Annotated in this window: 15 protein-coding genes; all 15 read right to left on the bottom strand. The window is 64.6% G+C overall.

Translation table 11 applies throughout. From position 1 onward, the window contains the following. Positions 1 to 3: 3 nt before the first annotated feature. Positions 4 to 285 (bottom strand): DUF1467 family protein, encoded by a 282-nt coding sequence (locus ACFE7K_RS11230; RefSeq protein ID WP_375398281.1) that lies wholly within the window; start codon positions 283 to 285, stop codon positions 4 to 6. Positions 286 to 291: 6 nt separating this feature from the next. Further along, complete coding sequence (locus ACFE7K_RS11225; protein ID WP_375398280.1) at positions 292 to 1,929, bottom strand: ribonuclease J; 1,638 nt, start codon at positions 1,927 to 1,929, stop codon at positions 292 to 294. Positions 1,930 to 2,011: 82 nt separating this feature from the next. Continuing rightward, complete coding sequence (locus ACFE7K_RS11220; RefSeq protein WP_375398279.1) at positions 2,012 to 2,791, bottom strand: type III pantothenate kinase; 780 nt, start codon at positions 2,789 to 2,791, stop codon at positions 2,012 to 2,014. Between the two features lie 39 nt (positions 2,792 to 2,830). Further along, positions 2,831 to 3,586, bottom strand: coding sequence for a biotin--[acetyl-CoA-carboxylase] ligase (locus ACFE7K_RS11215; protein WP_375398278.1), 756 nt, complete (start codon positions 3,584 to 3,586; stop codon positions 2,831 to 2,833). Further along, on the bottom strand, positions 3,553 to 4,998 hold the full coding sequence (nuoN, locus tag ACFE7K_RS11210; RefSeq protein WP_375398277.1) for an NADH-quinone oxidoreductase subunit NuoN: 1,446 nt from the start codon (positions 4,996 to 4,998) through the stop codon (positions 3,553 to 3,555). Before nuoN ends, ACFE7K_RS11215 begins: the two co-directional genes overlap by 34 nt. After that, positions 4,998 to 6,518 carry an NADH-quinone oxidoreductase subunit M gene (locus tag ACFE7K_RS11205; protein WP_375398276.1) on the bottom strand — a complete coding sequence of 507 codons (1,521 nt, stop codon included), beginning with the start codon at positions 6,516 to 6,518 and terminating at the stop codon, positions 4,998 to 5,000. Before ACFE7K_RS11205 ends, nuoN begins: the two co-directional genes overlap by 1 nt. A gap of 145 nt (positions 6,519 to 6,663) precedes the next feature. Further along, positions 6,664 to 8,733, bottom strand: a complete 2,070-nt coding sequence (gene nuoL / locus ACFE7K_RS11200) for an NADH-quinone oxidoreductase subunit L (protein WP_375398275.1) — start codon at positions 8,731 to 8,733, stop codon at positions 6,664 to 6,666. 100 nt (positions 8,734 to 8,833) lie between these two features. Beyond that, entirely contained in the window at positions 8,834 to 9,139 is a 306-nt protein-coding gene (gene nuoK, locus ACFE7K_RS11195; protein ID WP_375398274.1) for an NADH-quinone oxidoreductase subunit NuoK, read from the bottom strand. Next, positions 9,136 to 9,747: an NADH-quinone oxidoreductase subunit J gene (locus ACFE7K_RS11190; protein ID WP_375398273.1), complete on the bottom strand. Its 612-nt coding sequence runs from the start codon at positions 9,745 to 9,747 to the stop codon at positions 9,136 to 9,138. The genes nuoK and ACFE7K_RS11190 overlap by 4 nt, the downstream gene beginning before the upstream one ends. A gap of 159 nt (positions 9,748 to 9,906) precedes the next feature. After that, positions 9,907 to 10,392 carry an NADH-quinone oxidoreductase subunit NuoI gene (nuoI, locus tag ACFE7K_RS11185; RefSeq protein WP_375398272.1) on the bottom strand — a complete coding sequence of 162 codons (486 nt, stop codon included), beginning with the start codon at positions 10,390 to 10,392 and terminating at the stop codon, positions 9,907 to 9,909. After that, positions 10,389 to 11,441, bottom strand: coding sequence for an NADH-quinone oxidoreductase subunit NuoH (gene nuoH, locus ACFE7K_RS11180; RefSeq protein ID WP_375398271.1), 1,053 nt, complete (start codon positions 11,439 to 11,441; stop codon positions 10,389 to 10,391). Before nuoH ends, nuoI begins: the two co-directional genes overlap by 4 nt. Then, positions 11,438 to 11,674, bottom strand: a complete 237-nt coding sequence (locus tag ACFE7K_RS11175) for a hypothetical protein (protein ID WP_375398270.1) — start codon at positions 11,672 to 11,674, stop codon at positions 11,438 to 11,440. Before ACFE7K_RS11175 ends, nuoH begins: the two co-directional genes overlap by 4 nt. 2 nt (positions 11,675 to 11,676) lie before the next feature. Further along, complete coding sequence (gene nuoG / locus ACFE7K_RS11170) at positions 11,677 to 13,680, bottom strand: NADH-quinone oxidoreductase subunit NuoG (protein ID WP_375398269.1); 2,004 nt, start codon at positions 13,678 to 13,680, stop codon at positions 11,677 to 11,679. A 1-nt stretch (position 13,681) separates the two neighbouring features. After that, a complete protein-coding gene (locus ACFE7K_RS11165; RefSeq protein WP_375398268.1) occupies positions 13,682 to 13,912 on the bottom strand; it encodes a hypothetical protein in 231 nt (76 codons plus the stop codon). Then, on the bottom strand, positions 13,909 to 14,178 hold a 270-nt coding region (locus tag ACFE7K_RS11160; protein WP_375398267.1), incomplete at its 5' end, for an NADH-ubiquinone oxidoreductase-F iron-sulfur binding region domain-containing protein. The genes ACFE7K_RS11160 and ACFE7K_RS11165, both read right to left, overlap by 4 nt.

Genomic DNA, 14,178 nt, shown 5'->3' with positions numbered 1-14,178 from the left:
CCATCAGCCGACGACCTTGTTCATCGGGTCGAAAAAGTCGATCATGTCGGGTGTAATCCAGCCGAATTCGTAGTTGAGCAGGAACAGCCCCCAGAGCAATGTGGCGACGATCGTCACGCGCAGCGCGGTGCGTTTCATGCTGAACTCGTGCGGCGCGCTTTCCGCTTGGCCCGGTATCGGATCGCCGCCTGCCTCACGCGTTGTCCGAACGCCGAACGGCAGGATCAAAAACACCGAGAACGACCAGAACAGCAGGTAGATCGCCAGCGCAGAGGTCCAGCGCATCTGCCCTCAGCCCTCGATCAGCAGCACGTCGACCACCGGCTTCTTGCCGGTCCAGCGGGTCGCCACACGCCGCACCGCCAGCCGCACGTCCTCCCGCAGCCGCTCGATATCGTGCCGCCCGCTTTTGACAGCATCGACGGCGGCAGCGCCGGCTTCGTCGAGGAACGGCTGGCGATCCTGCTCGATCGGCACGCCCTCCAGCCGGATCACCGGACGCCCGATCAGCCGGCCGTCACGCCCCAGCGCGATCGCTACCGCCACTAGGCCATGGGCCGCCAGCCGCCGCCGCTCGTTCATCGTCGCGCCGTCTGCGGGCAGGATGACGTCGCCGTCGAGCATCAGCCGCCCGACCGGCGCGTTGCCGATCTTGACGGGGCCGTTGGGTGCGAGGCGGACGATGTCGCCGTCGGTCTGGACCAGCGCCGCCGGAATGCCCTCGGCAAGCCCGAGCCGCGCCTGCTCCATCATGTGGCGCATTTCGCCATGAACCGGGATCAGCATATCGGGCCTGATCCACCCGTACATCGATTTCAGCTCGGGGCGGCCGGGATGGCCGGAGACGTGAACGTGCGCCTGGCTTTCGGTCACCATCTTCACGCCCTTGGCGGCCAGCTGGTTCTGGATGCGGCCGATCGCCAGCTCGTTGCCGGGAATTTGCTTGGACGAGAAGATCACGGTGTCGCCGTCGACCAGCTTGATCGGGTGCGTCCCCTCCGCCATGCGGCCGAGCGCGGCGCGTGTTTCGCCCTGGCCGCCGGTGGCGATCACCAGCACGTCGCGACCGGCCATAGCCATCGCCGCGTCGGGCGCCACCGGATCGGGAAAGTCGCGCAGATAACCGGTCGCGCGCGCCACGCCGAGGATCCGGTCCAGCGAGCGCCCGGCGACGCAGACCCGCCGCCCGGTGGCCTTCGCCACTTCGCCGAGCGTCTGCAACCGCGCGGCATTGGAGGCAAAGGTGGTGACGGCCACCCGGCCCTTTGCCGCGGCAATTACATCGGTCAGCCCGGCCAGCACGCTAGCCTCGCTGCCCGAGGCATTGGCGTTAAACACGTTGGTCGAATCACACACCAGGGCCAGTACGCCATCGTCGCCGATCACGGCCAGCTGCTCTGGGGTCGACGGCTTTCCGAGCACCGGGTCGGCGTCGAGCTTCCAGTCGCCGGTGTGGAACACCTTGCCGTGCGGCGTATCGATCAGCAACGCATTGGCCTCGGGAATCGAATGCGCCAGGGGCACGAAGGTCAGCCCGAACGGCTTTAGCGCGACATGCTCACCGGGCGCGATCACCTTGAGCTTGACGCGGTCGGCAATGCCTTCTTCGTCCAGCTTGCCCCGGATCAGCCCCGCGGTGAACCTGGTTGCATAGAGCGGCACGCCAAGCTCGTCGGCCAGATAGGGCAACGCGCCGATATGATCCTCATGGCCATGGGTCAGCACGATGCCGACCAGATCGTCGCGCCGCTCCTCGATGAATTGCAGGTCGGGCAGGATCAGGTCGATGCCGGGATAGGCCGGGTCGGCGAAAGTCACGCCCATGTCGACCATCAGCCATTTGCCCTGGCAGCCATAGAGATTGACGTTCATCCCGATTTCGCCCGATCCGCCGAGCGCGAGGAAAAGCAGTTCGTTACCTGGAATCAATTCACATCCTTCATCATCATCACAGCAATGGCCCGATCATCCTATATGGCGCCGCGCGGCCCCGTTTCATCCCAGGCGACGGCTATCGCACCGTCACCCGTTCCCACATCATCGCCAATCCCTGAATCGTCAGATCGGGCTCGATCGTGTCGAACACAGCGGTATTCTTCTCGAACAACGTCGCCAGACCGCCGGTCGCGATCACCTTGACCGGGCGGCCTACCTCCGCGCGCATCCGCGCGACCAGCCCCTCGATCATCGCGATATAGCCCCAATAGATGCCGATGTTCATCTGGCTGACGGTATCGCGGCCGATCACCGTTGGGTCGGCCGGCGCCTCTATCGCGATGCGCGGCAGCTTGGCGGCGGCATTGACCAGTGCGTCGAGCGACAGGTTGATGCCCGGGGCGATGATCCCCCCCTTATATGCACCGCGATAATCGATCCAGTCGAACGTGCTGGCGGTACCGAAATCGATCACGATCAGGTCGCCGTCGTGCAACGCATGCGCGGCGACCGCGTTGACCGCACGGTCGGCGCCCAGGCTCTGCGGCTCCTGGACATCGATCGCCATGCCCCATTCGGCGGGCGGCTGGCCGGCGATCACCGCCTGGGTTTGAAAATATTTCTGCGCCAGGACCTGAAGGTTGTGCGTCGCGCGCGGCACCACGGTGGCGACGATCACGCCCGAGACCTGCGCGCGATCATAGCCCTCCAGCACCAGCAACTGGCTGAGCCATACCGCATATTCGTCCGCGGTGCGGCGCGGGTCGGTCGCGATCCGCCAACGCGCGACGATCGACTTGCCGTCGACCAGGGCGAAGACGACATTAGTGTTGCCGGCATCGATCGCGAGCAGCATCCTTTGGTTATTCCCCACCGTTCGTGCCTGCTGGTGCGATCATAACAGGAATATGTCACCGGCGTGAATGACGCGCCGCGTACCGTCGGCCAGGCGCAGGACGAGCGCGCCATTGCCGTCCAGGCCGTCGAACAGACCGTCGATGCGGGTGCCATCGGGCAGGCGAGCGGTCAGCGCGCTGCCTCGCGGATAGGCCCGATCCAGCCAGCGCTGGCGGACCGGGGCGATCCCCTCCCCCCGCCAGCAGGTAAGCCAGCGGGCGAACGCCGCGGCCAGGGTTTCGAGAAACGTCTCCGGGTCGAGCGCCAGGCCCAACGCGGCGAGGCTGGTCGCGGGCCGGTCGAGGTCGGCGGGACGATGCGCCAGGTTCGCGCCGACGCCGATCACCACCGCGTCGCCCGCGCGTTCAAGCAGGATGCCGGACAGCTTGGCGCCATCGACCAGCAGGTCGTTGGGCCACTTCAGCCGCAACGCCGGTAGGGCCGAGGGAATGGCGCCGGACAGATAGGCGGCGACCGTTTCCTCGATGGCGACGGCGGCGACCAGCGCCAAGCCGGCGGCGGCGGGATCGCTCGGCCGCAGGCGGACCAGCGTGCTGGCGTGGAGGTTGCCGGACGGCGACCGCCAGGCGCGACCCTGGCGACCGCGCCCGGCGGTTTGGCGTTCAGCACGCAGCCACACGCCCTCCTCCAGCCCGCTGGCGGCCAGCGCGATCAGGTCGGCATTGGTCGAGCCGGTCTCGGCAACCGTGCGGATGCTGGTCAGAACAGCGACCTCGCCGCCGCCCCGGTCCACGCCTCGATCCACGACAGCGCGGGCCAGCCGGCCGGCGAAATGAACAGCGCTATGACCGCGATCAGTCCCTGCTCGACGCGGCTGCCGGTGGGGGCAAAGGCCGGGGCGGCATCGTCGAAATACATCGTCTTGACGATCCGAAGGTAATAATAAGCGCCGACCACCGACGCCATCGCGCCCATCACCGCCAGCCACAGGAAACCGGCATCGCTCGCCGCGCCAAACACCGCCAGCTTGGCGAAGAAGCCGAGCAACGGTGGGATGCCGGCCAGGCTGAACATGAAGATCGCCAGCGCGGCGGCGAGACCCGGCCGCGTGCGCGACAGGCCCGCCAGGCTAGCGATGCCCTCGACCGGCTCACCGTCGGGCCCGCGCATCTGGAGCACGACCAGGAAGCTGCCCAGCGTCATCGCGATATAGATCGTCAAGTAGAACAGGACCGCCGCCACGCCCTCCTGCGTGCCGGCCGCCAGCCCGATCAGCGCGAAACCGACATTGTTGATGGACGAATACGCCAGCAGCCGCTTGATATTGCTCTGCCCGATCGCTGCGACCGCGCCGAAGATGATCGACGCCAGGCTGGCGAAGATCACGATCTGCCGCCAGTCATGCGCCGCCGGGCCCATCGCCTGGGTCGCCACGCGCACGCCCAGCGCCATCGCCGCGACCTTTGGGGCAGACGCGAAGAACGTCGTCACCGGGGTCGGGGCGCCCTCATAGACGTCGGGAGTCCACATGTGGAACGGCACCGCCGACATCTTGAACGCCAGGCCGGTGAACACGAATACCAGCCCAAACAGCAAGCCGAGTGAATGCCCGCCGGCATAAGCGATAGCGATGCCGGTGAACTGGGTGGTGCCCGAAAAGCCGTATATCAGGCTGACGCCATAAAGCAGGATGCCGCTCGCCAACGCCCCCAGCACGAAATATTTCAGTCCCGCTTCGGCCGATCTCTGGTCGCGCCGCATAAAGCTCGCCAGCACATAAGCGGCGAGACTCTGCAGTTCGAGCCCGACATACAGCGTCAGCAGGTCGCCCGCCGACACCATCATCCCCATGCCCGCCGAGGACAGCAGGATCAGCACCGGATATTCGGGGTGCAGGCTGTCGCCGTCGCCCTGCTCGAAGAAGCGCGGTGCGATCACGATGCACACCGCGGCGGCGGCGAAGATCAGCACCTTGGCGAATGCGGCGAAGGCGTCGGCACGGTACAGGCCGTGGAACACTTCACCGGCATAAGACGCCGGTCCGATGAGCGCGATCCCCGCCCCCGCCAGCACCACCACCGACGCCCAGCCCACCGCACGGGTCGACGCCTTACCGCCCCAGGCTGCGACCAGCATCAGCGCCAGCGATCCCAGCGACAGGACAAGCTCGGGCAGGGTCGCCATCAGCGAGCGGGAATAGTCCATCAGCGCGCCTGCCCTGTATTCGCCGCAAGCGCGCTGCCCCTGGTCGGCCGCGAATCGCTCACCGGGGCGGTCGGCGCGGCGCGCGCCACCAGCGTCGCGACATCCTTGCGCATCGGTGCCAGAAAGCTTTCGGGATAGACGCCCATCCAAAACACCACCACCGCGATCGGCGCCAGCAGGGCGAGTTCACGCGGCGACAGGTCGGCCATCGCCGCGACCTCGTCCGACTTGATCTCGCCAAACACGACGCGGCGATAGAGATAGAGCATATAGGCCGCGCCCAGGATGATGCCGGTGGTGCACAGCAACGTGATCGTCGTCGACACCTGGTAGGTGCCGGCCAGGCTGAGGAACTCGCCGACGAAATTGCTCGTGCCCGGCAGGCCGACGGACGCCATCGTAAACAGCATGAAGAACAGCGCATAACGCGGCATGTTGATCGCCAGCCCGCCGTACCGCGCGATCTCGCGGGTATGCAGGCGGTCATAGATGACGCCGACGCACAGGAACAACGCGCCCGACACCAGACCGTGGCCCAGCATCACCATCATCCCGCCTTCGATCCCCTGGCGGTTGAACGCGAACAGGCCGATCGTCACGATCGCCATGTGCGCGACCGAGGAATAGGCAATCAGCTTCTTCATGTCCGCCTGCACCAGGGCGACCAACGAGGTGTATACCACCGCCACCGCCGACAGTGCGAACACCAGCCAAGTCAGCTGGGCCGATGCCTGCGGAAACATCGGCAGCGAAAAGCGCAGGAAACCATAACCGCCGAGCTTCAACAAGACGCCCGCCAGGATCACCGACCCCGCGGTCGGCGCCTGGACATGCGCGTCGGGCAGCCAGGTGTGGACCGGCCACATCGGCATCTTGACCGCAAACGAGGCAAAGAATGCCAGCCACAGCCACGTCTGCGCCTGAACCGGAAAGTCATGCGCCATCAGCGCGGGGATGTTGGTGGTTCCGGCATCATGCGCCATCCACAGCATTCCGATCAGCATCAGCACCGATCCGAGCAGCGTGTAGAGGAAGAATTTATAGCTCGCGTAGATCCGGTTGGCGCCGCCCCAGATACCGATGATCAAGTACATCGGGATCAGCCCGCCTTCGAAGAAGACGTAGAACAGGAACAAATCCTGCGCCGCGAAGGTGCCGATCATCAACAATTCGGTCAGCAGGAACGCCGCCATATATTCAGGCACGCGAGTGGTGATGGCGTTCCAGCTGGCGCCAATGCAGATCGGCATCAGGAACACGCTGAGCTCGATCAGCAGCAGCGCAAAGCCGTCGATGCCGAGCGCCCAGCCGAACCGGCCGAAGATCGGCTGATATTCGACGAACTGCCATTGCGCACCGCCAATGTCGAAATTGGCCCAGAGCAGGACGCCGAGCGCGAGGTCGACCAGTGTCGCCGCAAGCGCCAGCCACCGCGCGTTACTCGCGCCCAGGAACAGGCACGCGATCGCTGCCGCCATCGGGATGGCGAGCATGATCGAGAGGATCGGGAAGCCGGTCATAAATCCTCGCCCTTCACGGGGAGGGGGACCACGCCAAACGTGGTGGAGGGGGGCCGGTAACAAGCGATGCACGAGAGGAGCCCCCCTTTCGTCAGCGCTGCGCACTGCCACCTCCCCGTCCCGGGGAGGATCTGCATCAGCGCGCTCATCGCGTCATCGCCCAGGTGACGGCAGCGGTTAGTCCGACCAGCATGACGAACGCATAGGTATAGAGATATCCGGTCTGGAAGCGCCCGGCGACGCGGCTTCCGAGCGAGACGACCCAAGCCGATCCGTTGGGCCCAAAGCGATCGATGATGCCCTCGTCCGCCGCCCGCCAGAACAGCCGGCCTATGGCAAAGGCGGGCTTCACGAACAGCAGGTCGTACAATTCATCGAAATACCATTTGTTGAGCAGGAAACGGTACAGGATGCGGAACATCTCGGTGAACTTGGCCGGGAAATCAGGATGGCGGATATAAGTCATCCACGCGGTAAAGAGCCCCAGCAGCATCACGATCGTCGCCGACAGCTTGACCCAGACCGGCACCTCATGCGCGGCGTGGTAGAGATGCTCGTTAAACGCGATCGCGCCGCGCCAGTAACGCTCGCCGGCATCGGGTTCGATGAAGAAGCCGTGAAACACGAAGCCCGCCGCGACCGCGCCCAGGCTGAGCAGCACCAGTGGCACCAGCATCGTCCATGGGCTCTCGTGCGGGTGATAGCCGCCGCTCCCGGCCGGCAGCTCGTGCTGACCTGGCGCATGCTCGTCGGGGGCATGGCCGGCGGCTTCGGCGTGGTGATCGTCATGGCCGTGGCCGTGCGCGTCGTGCAGCGCGTGCCGGATATGCTCGGACTGCGCCCAGCGCGGCTTGCCCCAGAAGGTCAGGAACATCAGCCGCCACGAATAGAAGCTAGTGAGCAAGGCGGCGAGAACGCCCACCCAGAACGCCCCCTGCCCACGCCCCGAGGCATAAGCCAGCTCCAGGATGCCATCCTTCGAGTGGAAGCCGGCAAAGCCGATCTGCGGCAGGCCCAAGATGCCGGGAATGCCCACGCCGGTAATCGCCAGCGTGCCGAGCAACATCACCCAGAAGGTGATCGGGATCGATTTGCGCAGGCCGCCATAATATCGCATGTCCTGCTCGTGGTGCATCGCGTGGATCACGCTGCCCGCGCCGAGAAACAGCAGTGCCTTGAAGAAGGCATGCGTGAACAGGTGGAACATCGCCGCGCCGTATGCGCCGGAGCCCGCCGCGAAGAACATGTAGCCGAGCTGCGAACAGGTAGAATATGCGATGACCCGCTTGATGTCGGTCTGGACGGTGCCGATCGTCGCGGCGAAGATACAGGTTGCAGCACCGATCCCGGTGACGAAGGTCAGCGCGGTCATGCTGGTCTCGAACATCGGCGACAAGCGGCAGACCATGAACACGCCCGCGGTGACCATCGTCGCGGCGTGGATCAGCGCCGACACCGGCGTCGGTCCTTCCATCGCATCGGGCAACCAGGTGTGGAGGCCGAGTTGCGCCGACTTACCCATCGCGCCCACGAACAGCAACAGGCACAATATCGTCATCGTATCCAGCCGCATGCCGAGAAAGCCGATTGTGCTGCCGGCCATGCCGGGCGCCGCGGCCAGGATCTCGGGGATCGACACGGTGCCGAACACTAGGAAAGTGCCGAAGATGCCGAGCATGAAGCCCAGGTCGCCGACACGGTTGACGACGAACGCCTTGATCGCAGCGGCGCTGGCCGACGGCTTGCGGAACCAGAAGCCGATCAGCAGGTAGCTGGCGAGGCCGACGCCCTCCCAGCCGAAGAACATCTGGACCAGATTATCGGCGGTCACCAGCATCAGCATCGCGAAGGTGAACAGCGACAGATAGGCGAAGAATCGCGGCTGGTCCGGATCCTCCTCCATATAGCCCCAGCTGTAGAGATGGACAAGCGCCGAGACCGAGGTGATGACGACCAGCATCACCGCGGTCAGCGCATCGACGCGCAGCGCCCATTGCACGTCAAGGCCGTCGGACTTCATCCACGTGAACAGCGGCGCGACCGTCGCGTCCGCGCCGCCCAGATAATGGATGAAGACCGGCCAGCTCATCGCGCACGACAAGAACAGCGCGCCCGTCGTCATCAGCTTGGCCGGCAAATTGCCAATGGCGCGATTGGCTAGCCCAGCAATCGCCGCCGCCAGGAGCGGCAGGAAGACGATGAACTGGATCGTCATCAGCTATCGCCCCGGCGCAGGCCGGGACCGGCGGCGGCAAGGGAACGACTTATCACGCCGCGACCGCGGCCCTCGCCGGGATGACAATACAGGATTACCATCACCCCTTCATCCGGTTGACGTCGTCGACCGCGATCGTGCCGCGCCCGCGGAAATAGATGACTAGGATGGCCAGCCCGATCGCCGCCTCGCCGGCGGCTACGGTCAGCACGAACATCGCGAATATCTGCCCCACCAGATCGTGGAGGAACGCCGAGAAGGCGACGAGGTTGAGGTTCACAGCGAGCAGGATAAGTTCGATCGCCATTAGCATGACGATTAGATTTTTGCGGTGGGCGATCAGGCCGAGCACGCCCATCCCGAACAAAATTGCGGCAACGACGAGGTAGTGCGTCAGCCCGATCACAGATCTACCCCCTGGCCGACCGGCGGCCGCGTGTTGCGTGTCGCGTCCTGGGGGCGGCGCGCGACCTGGCGACCGATATTCTGGGGCTTCACCCCGCCCCGGGCGCGGTGGGTCAGCACGATCGCGCCGATCATCGCCACCAGCAGCACCAGCCCGGCGCCCTCAAATACGTAGAGGTAGCGCGAATAGAGCAGCATCCCGATCGCCTGGATGTTGGGCATATCATCCGGCATCGGCGCTATACGGGCCGACAGGTTCAGCGTCCCCGCCGACCAGGCGCCGACCGCGATGAGGATTTCCACCGCCAGCCCGATCGCAAAGGCAAGGCCGATGAAAGCATAGCGCACGAACCCCGCGCGCAGCTCGGCAAAGTCGATGTCGAGCATCATCACGACGAACAGGAACAGCACCGCGACGGCGCCGACGTAAACGATCACCAGCAGCATCGCGATGAACTCGGCACCGACCAGCAGCATCAGTCCGGCGGCGTTGAAGAACGCCAGGATCAGCCACAATACGCTATGCACCGGATTGCGCGAGGTGATCGTCAGCGCGCCAGACAACACCACGATCGCGGCGAATATATAGAAGGCGATTGCCTGGATCATGCCAAATCCTCCCCGTTCATGGGGAGGTGGCGGCGCGTAGCGCCAACGGAGGGGGCGTGCGGCAGGCGGATCGCGCAGAGCAATCCCCCTCCACCGCCTTTCGTGCGGTCCCCCTCCCCGTCCCGGAGAGGATTGAGGTGGTAAATCATTTCGCGCCGCCTATCGATACGGCGCATCGGCGGCAAGGTTCGCGGCGACCACGCGCTCCCAGCGGTCGCCGTTATCCAGCAATTTCGCCTTGTCGTAGATCAGTTCCTCGCGCGTTTCGGTCGAGAATTCAAAATTCGGCCCCTCGACGATGGCATCGACCGGGCACGCTTCCTGGCACAGGCCGCAATAGATGCACTTGGTCATATCGATATCGTAGCGCGTCGTCCGCCGGCTGCCGTCATCCCGCGGCTCGGCCTCGATCGTGATCGCCAGCGCCGGACAGATCGCCTCGCACAATTTACACGCGATGCAACGCTCCTCGCCATTGGGATACCGCCGCAACGCATGCTCGCCGCGGAAGCGCGAAGAGATCGGGTTCTTTTCGAACGGATAATTGATCGTCGCCTTCGCCTTGAAGAAATAACGCAGCGTCAATGCGTGGGCCTTCAGGAATTCCCAAAGGGTGAAGGCCTTGACGATCCCACCGACGCTCATGACCCAACTCCAACGCGCATAAGCATCAGGAACCCCGACACCAGGAACACCCAGATCAGCGACAGCGGCAGAAACACCTTCCACCCTAGCCGCATCAGCTGGTCGTAGCGATAGCGCGGGACGGTCGCCTTTACCCAGCTGAACAGGAAGAAGAACGCCAGGATCTTGATGAACAGCCACAAGATGCCCGGCACCCAGTACAGAAACCCGATATCCAGCGGCGGGAGGTATCCGCCCCAGAATAGGATGCTGTTCAAGGCGCACATCAGGAGGACGTTGGCATATTCCCCCAGCCAGTAGAGCGCGAAACTCATCGACGAATATTCGGTCTGGTAGCCGGCGACGAGCTCGCTTTCAGCCTCGGCCAGGTCAAATGGCGCCCGCTGCGTCTCGGCCAGGCTGGAGATAAAGAACACCACGGCCATCGGGAAGAGCAGCGGGTTGAAGCAATTGCCGTTGAAAAGGCCGTAATAGCCCCTCTGTGCCTCGACGATAATCCCCAGGTTGAAGCTCTGCGCCCAAAGCACGACCGAGATCAGCACGAAGCCGATCGACACCTCGTAGCTGACCATCTGCGCCGCCGCGCGCAATGCCGAATAGAACGGGTATTTGGAGTTCGAAGCCCACCCCGCCATGATGATGCCGTAGACCCCCAGGCTCGACGCCGCGAGGACGTAGAGCAGGCCGACATTGATATCGGCAAGCACCACACCGGCCTGGAACGGCACCACCGCCCATACGATCAAGGCGACGGTAAAGGTAATTATCGGCGCGATCAGGAACATCGCCTTGTTCGACGCCGAGGGAATGATCGTTTCCTGGAGAAAGACCTTAAGGCCGTCGGCGAACGACTGGAGCAGGCCGAATGGCCCGACGACGTTGGGACCGCGCCGCAACGCCATCGCCGCCCAGATCTTGCGATCGACATAGATGATCATCGCGACCGCCAACATCAAAGGCAGCGCTATCAGCAGGATGTCGATAATCGTGGCGACGAACCATGCCCAGCCGAACGGCATGCCGAGGCGATAGGTAAAGAACGAGGTCATGGACGCGAGGTCCGGAAGCCCATCGCCATTGCGCCGGGAATATTCGGATAGTCTGGATCGGGAATCAGGTGCTGTCGGCGTGGATCGATCAGGACATCCATCGCCTCCATGGCGACGAGCCGGGGAATGCAGAGATCGTTCGCACCCGTATCGACCAGCGCCTTTGCGTCGACCTCCTCGAGTTCGGGCTTGGCGGCGTTCGACAATCTTATGTGCTGATAGATCAGGCCCATGACTACTCCGCCGCCTCTGCAAATTCTTCGCCATGGAGCAGTTCCGCCGAGCAGCGCTGCATCGTCGGCGAGGCGCGGCATATTGCGTTGGTCAGGTAGAAATCGGCGATCGGGTATCTTGTGAGCTGACCCTCCGCCACCGCATTGAGCGCCGGCGGGTTCCACGCGAAGGTCTTGAGACCGAGTTCGCCCAGCATCGGTGTGTCGAGCGCCATCGCTGCGCGCAACTCGTCCAAGCTGTCGAACGGCAGCGTCACACCCAGCCGCTCGCTCAGCGCTCGCAGGATCGTCCAGTCCTCACGCGCATCGCCCGGCGGGAACACCGCGCGCTCGCCACGCTGCACGCGCCCCTCCAGGTTAACGTACGTCCCAGATTTTTCGGCATAGCTCGCGCCGGGCAGGACTATGTCGGCCGCCGCCGCGCCGCGATCACCGTGATGACCGACATAGACCGTGAAGCTGTCGCCCAGCTGCGCGAAGTCGACCTCGTCCGCACCCATCAGGAACACCAGCTTCGGCCGGGCCGCGAACAAGTCGGCGATCCCCCCCGGCTGCGCGAAGCCGAGCATCAGTCCGCCGTTGCGCGCCGCCGAGAAGTGCAGAACATTATAGCCGTTCCAGCCGTCTCTGATCAGCCCCAGCGTCTCGACCAGCGCAATGCTCGCGCCGTGCGCGCCCTTCAGCGCGGCGCCGCCGACGATCATCATGGGCCGCTTTGCCGCGCCGAACGCCTCGGTCACCGCCTGCGGCAAGTTACCAAGAAGCGACAGGTCGCTGCCCAGCCACTCGACCTTGTACGTCAGGTCGGTTTCCGGCCCGATCGCAAAGACCTTTGCGCCCTTCTTCACGGCCTTCCTGATCCGCGTATTCACCAGCGGCGCTTCCCAGCGTACGTTGGCACCGACGATCAGGATTGCGTCGGCCAGTTCGGCGCCCGCGATCGTCGTGTTGAAATTGACCGCCGCCAGGCTCGACGTGTCGTACGCCATGCCGGTCTGGCGTCCTTCGAGCAGCGTGCCCCCCATTGCCTTGACCAATGCCTTGGCCGCGAACATCGTCTCGCAATCGACCAGGTCGCCATGGATCGCGGCGACGCTGTCCCCGGCCTCGATTGCCGCGATCGCCGCAAACGCCTCGTCCCATGTCGCCTCGGCCAGCCTGCCGCCCTTACGCACATACGGCCGGTCGAGCCGCCGGCGCACCAGTCCGTCGACTGCGTGGCGAGTCTTGTCGCTCGCCCATTCCTCGTTGACGTCGTCATTGACGCGCGGCAGCGCGCGCAACACCTGGCGCCCGCGGCTGTCGAGGCGTATGTTCGTCCCCACCGCATCCATCACGTCGATGCTGAGCGTCTTCCTGAGCTCCCACGGCCGCGCCTCGAACGCATACGGCTTCGACGTCAAGGCGCCGACCGGACAAAGATCGACGACATTGCCCGACAATTCGCTCGTCACCGCGCCTTCGAGATAGCTGGTGATCTGCATGTCCTCGCCGCGCCCGATCGCGCCGATCTCCTCGACCCCGGCGACTTCCTCGGCGAAACGGATGCAGCGCGTGCACTGGATGCAGCGCGTCATGACCGTCTTGACGATCGGCCCCATGTATTTCTCGGTCACCGCGCGCTTGTTCTCGGTATAGCGCGAGTGCCCACGACCATAAGCCAGGCTCTGGTCCTGCAGGTCGCACTCGCCGCCCTGGTCGCAGATCGGGCAATCGAGCGGGTGGTTGATGAGCAGGAACTCCATCACCCCCTCGCGCGCCTTCTTGACCATCGCGCTGTCGGTGCGGACCTCCATCTTGTCCGCGGCGGGCAGCGCGCACGACGCCTGCGGCTTGGGCGGCCCCGGCTTCACCTCGACCAGGCACATCCGGCAATTGCCCGCGATCGACAGCCGTTCGTGATAGCAGAAACGCGGAATTTCCTTCCCCGCGGCCTCGCACGCCTGGAGCACGGTCGCCCCGGCGGGGACTTCGATGTCGATGCCGTCTACCTTGAGCTTAGGCATATCAGTGTTCCGTATCCGTCAGTCCGAGCCGGCGGTCGATCCGATCGACGCGAACTTTCAGATCGGCTACATCGCCCTGGATGCCGAACATCGTCGTTACCAGACCTCGAACATGATCCTCGATCGCGTGGATACGAATACCCTGAGATGTGATCTCGCGTTTGATTGCGGTGACATCGGCCTGGATGGTCTTCAAGATCTCGAGCATGAGGTCGGCACGTTCGTCGGTCATTCCGCCGCCTCCTGCATCGGCGCCAGATCACCGCCCTGGCGGTCGGTGATGCGTCGCTCGATCTCCGGACGAAAGTGGCGGATCAGCCCCTGGATCGGCCACGCCGCGGCATCGCCCAAGGCGCAGATCGTGTGGCCCTCGACCTGTTTGGTGACGTTGTAGAGCGTGTCGATCTCCGACACGTCAGCATCGCCGGTGCGGAGACGTTCCATCACGCGCCACATCCAGCCGGTGCCCTCGCGGCACGGCGTGCACTGGCCGCAGCT

This window comes from uncultured Sphingomonas sp. (assembly GCF_964244265.1).
Lineage (GTDB): Bacteria > Pseudomonadota > Alphaproteobacteria > Sphingomonadales > Sphingomonadaceae > Sphingomonas.
This window is presented reverse-complemented; position numbering and strand designations above follow the sequence as displayed.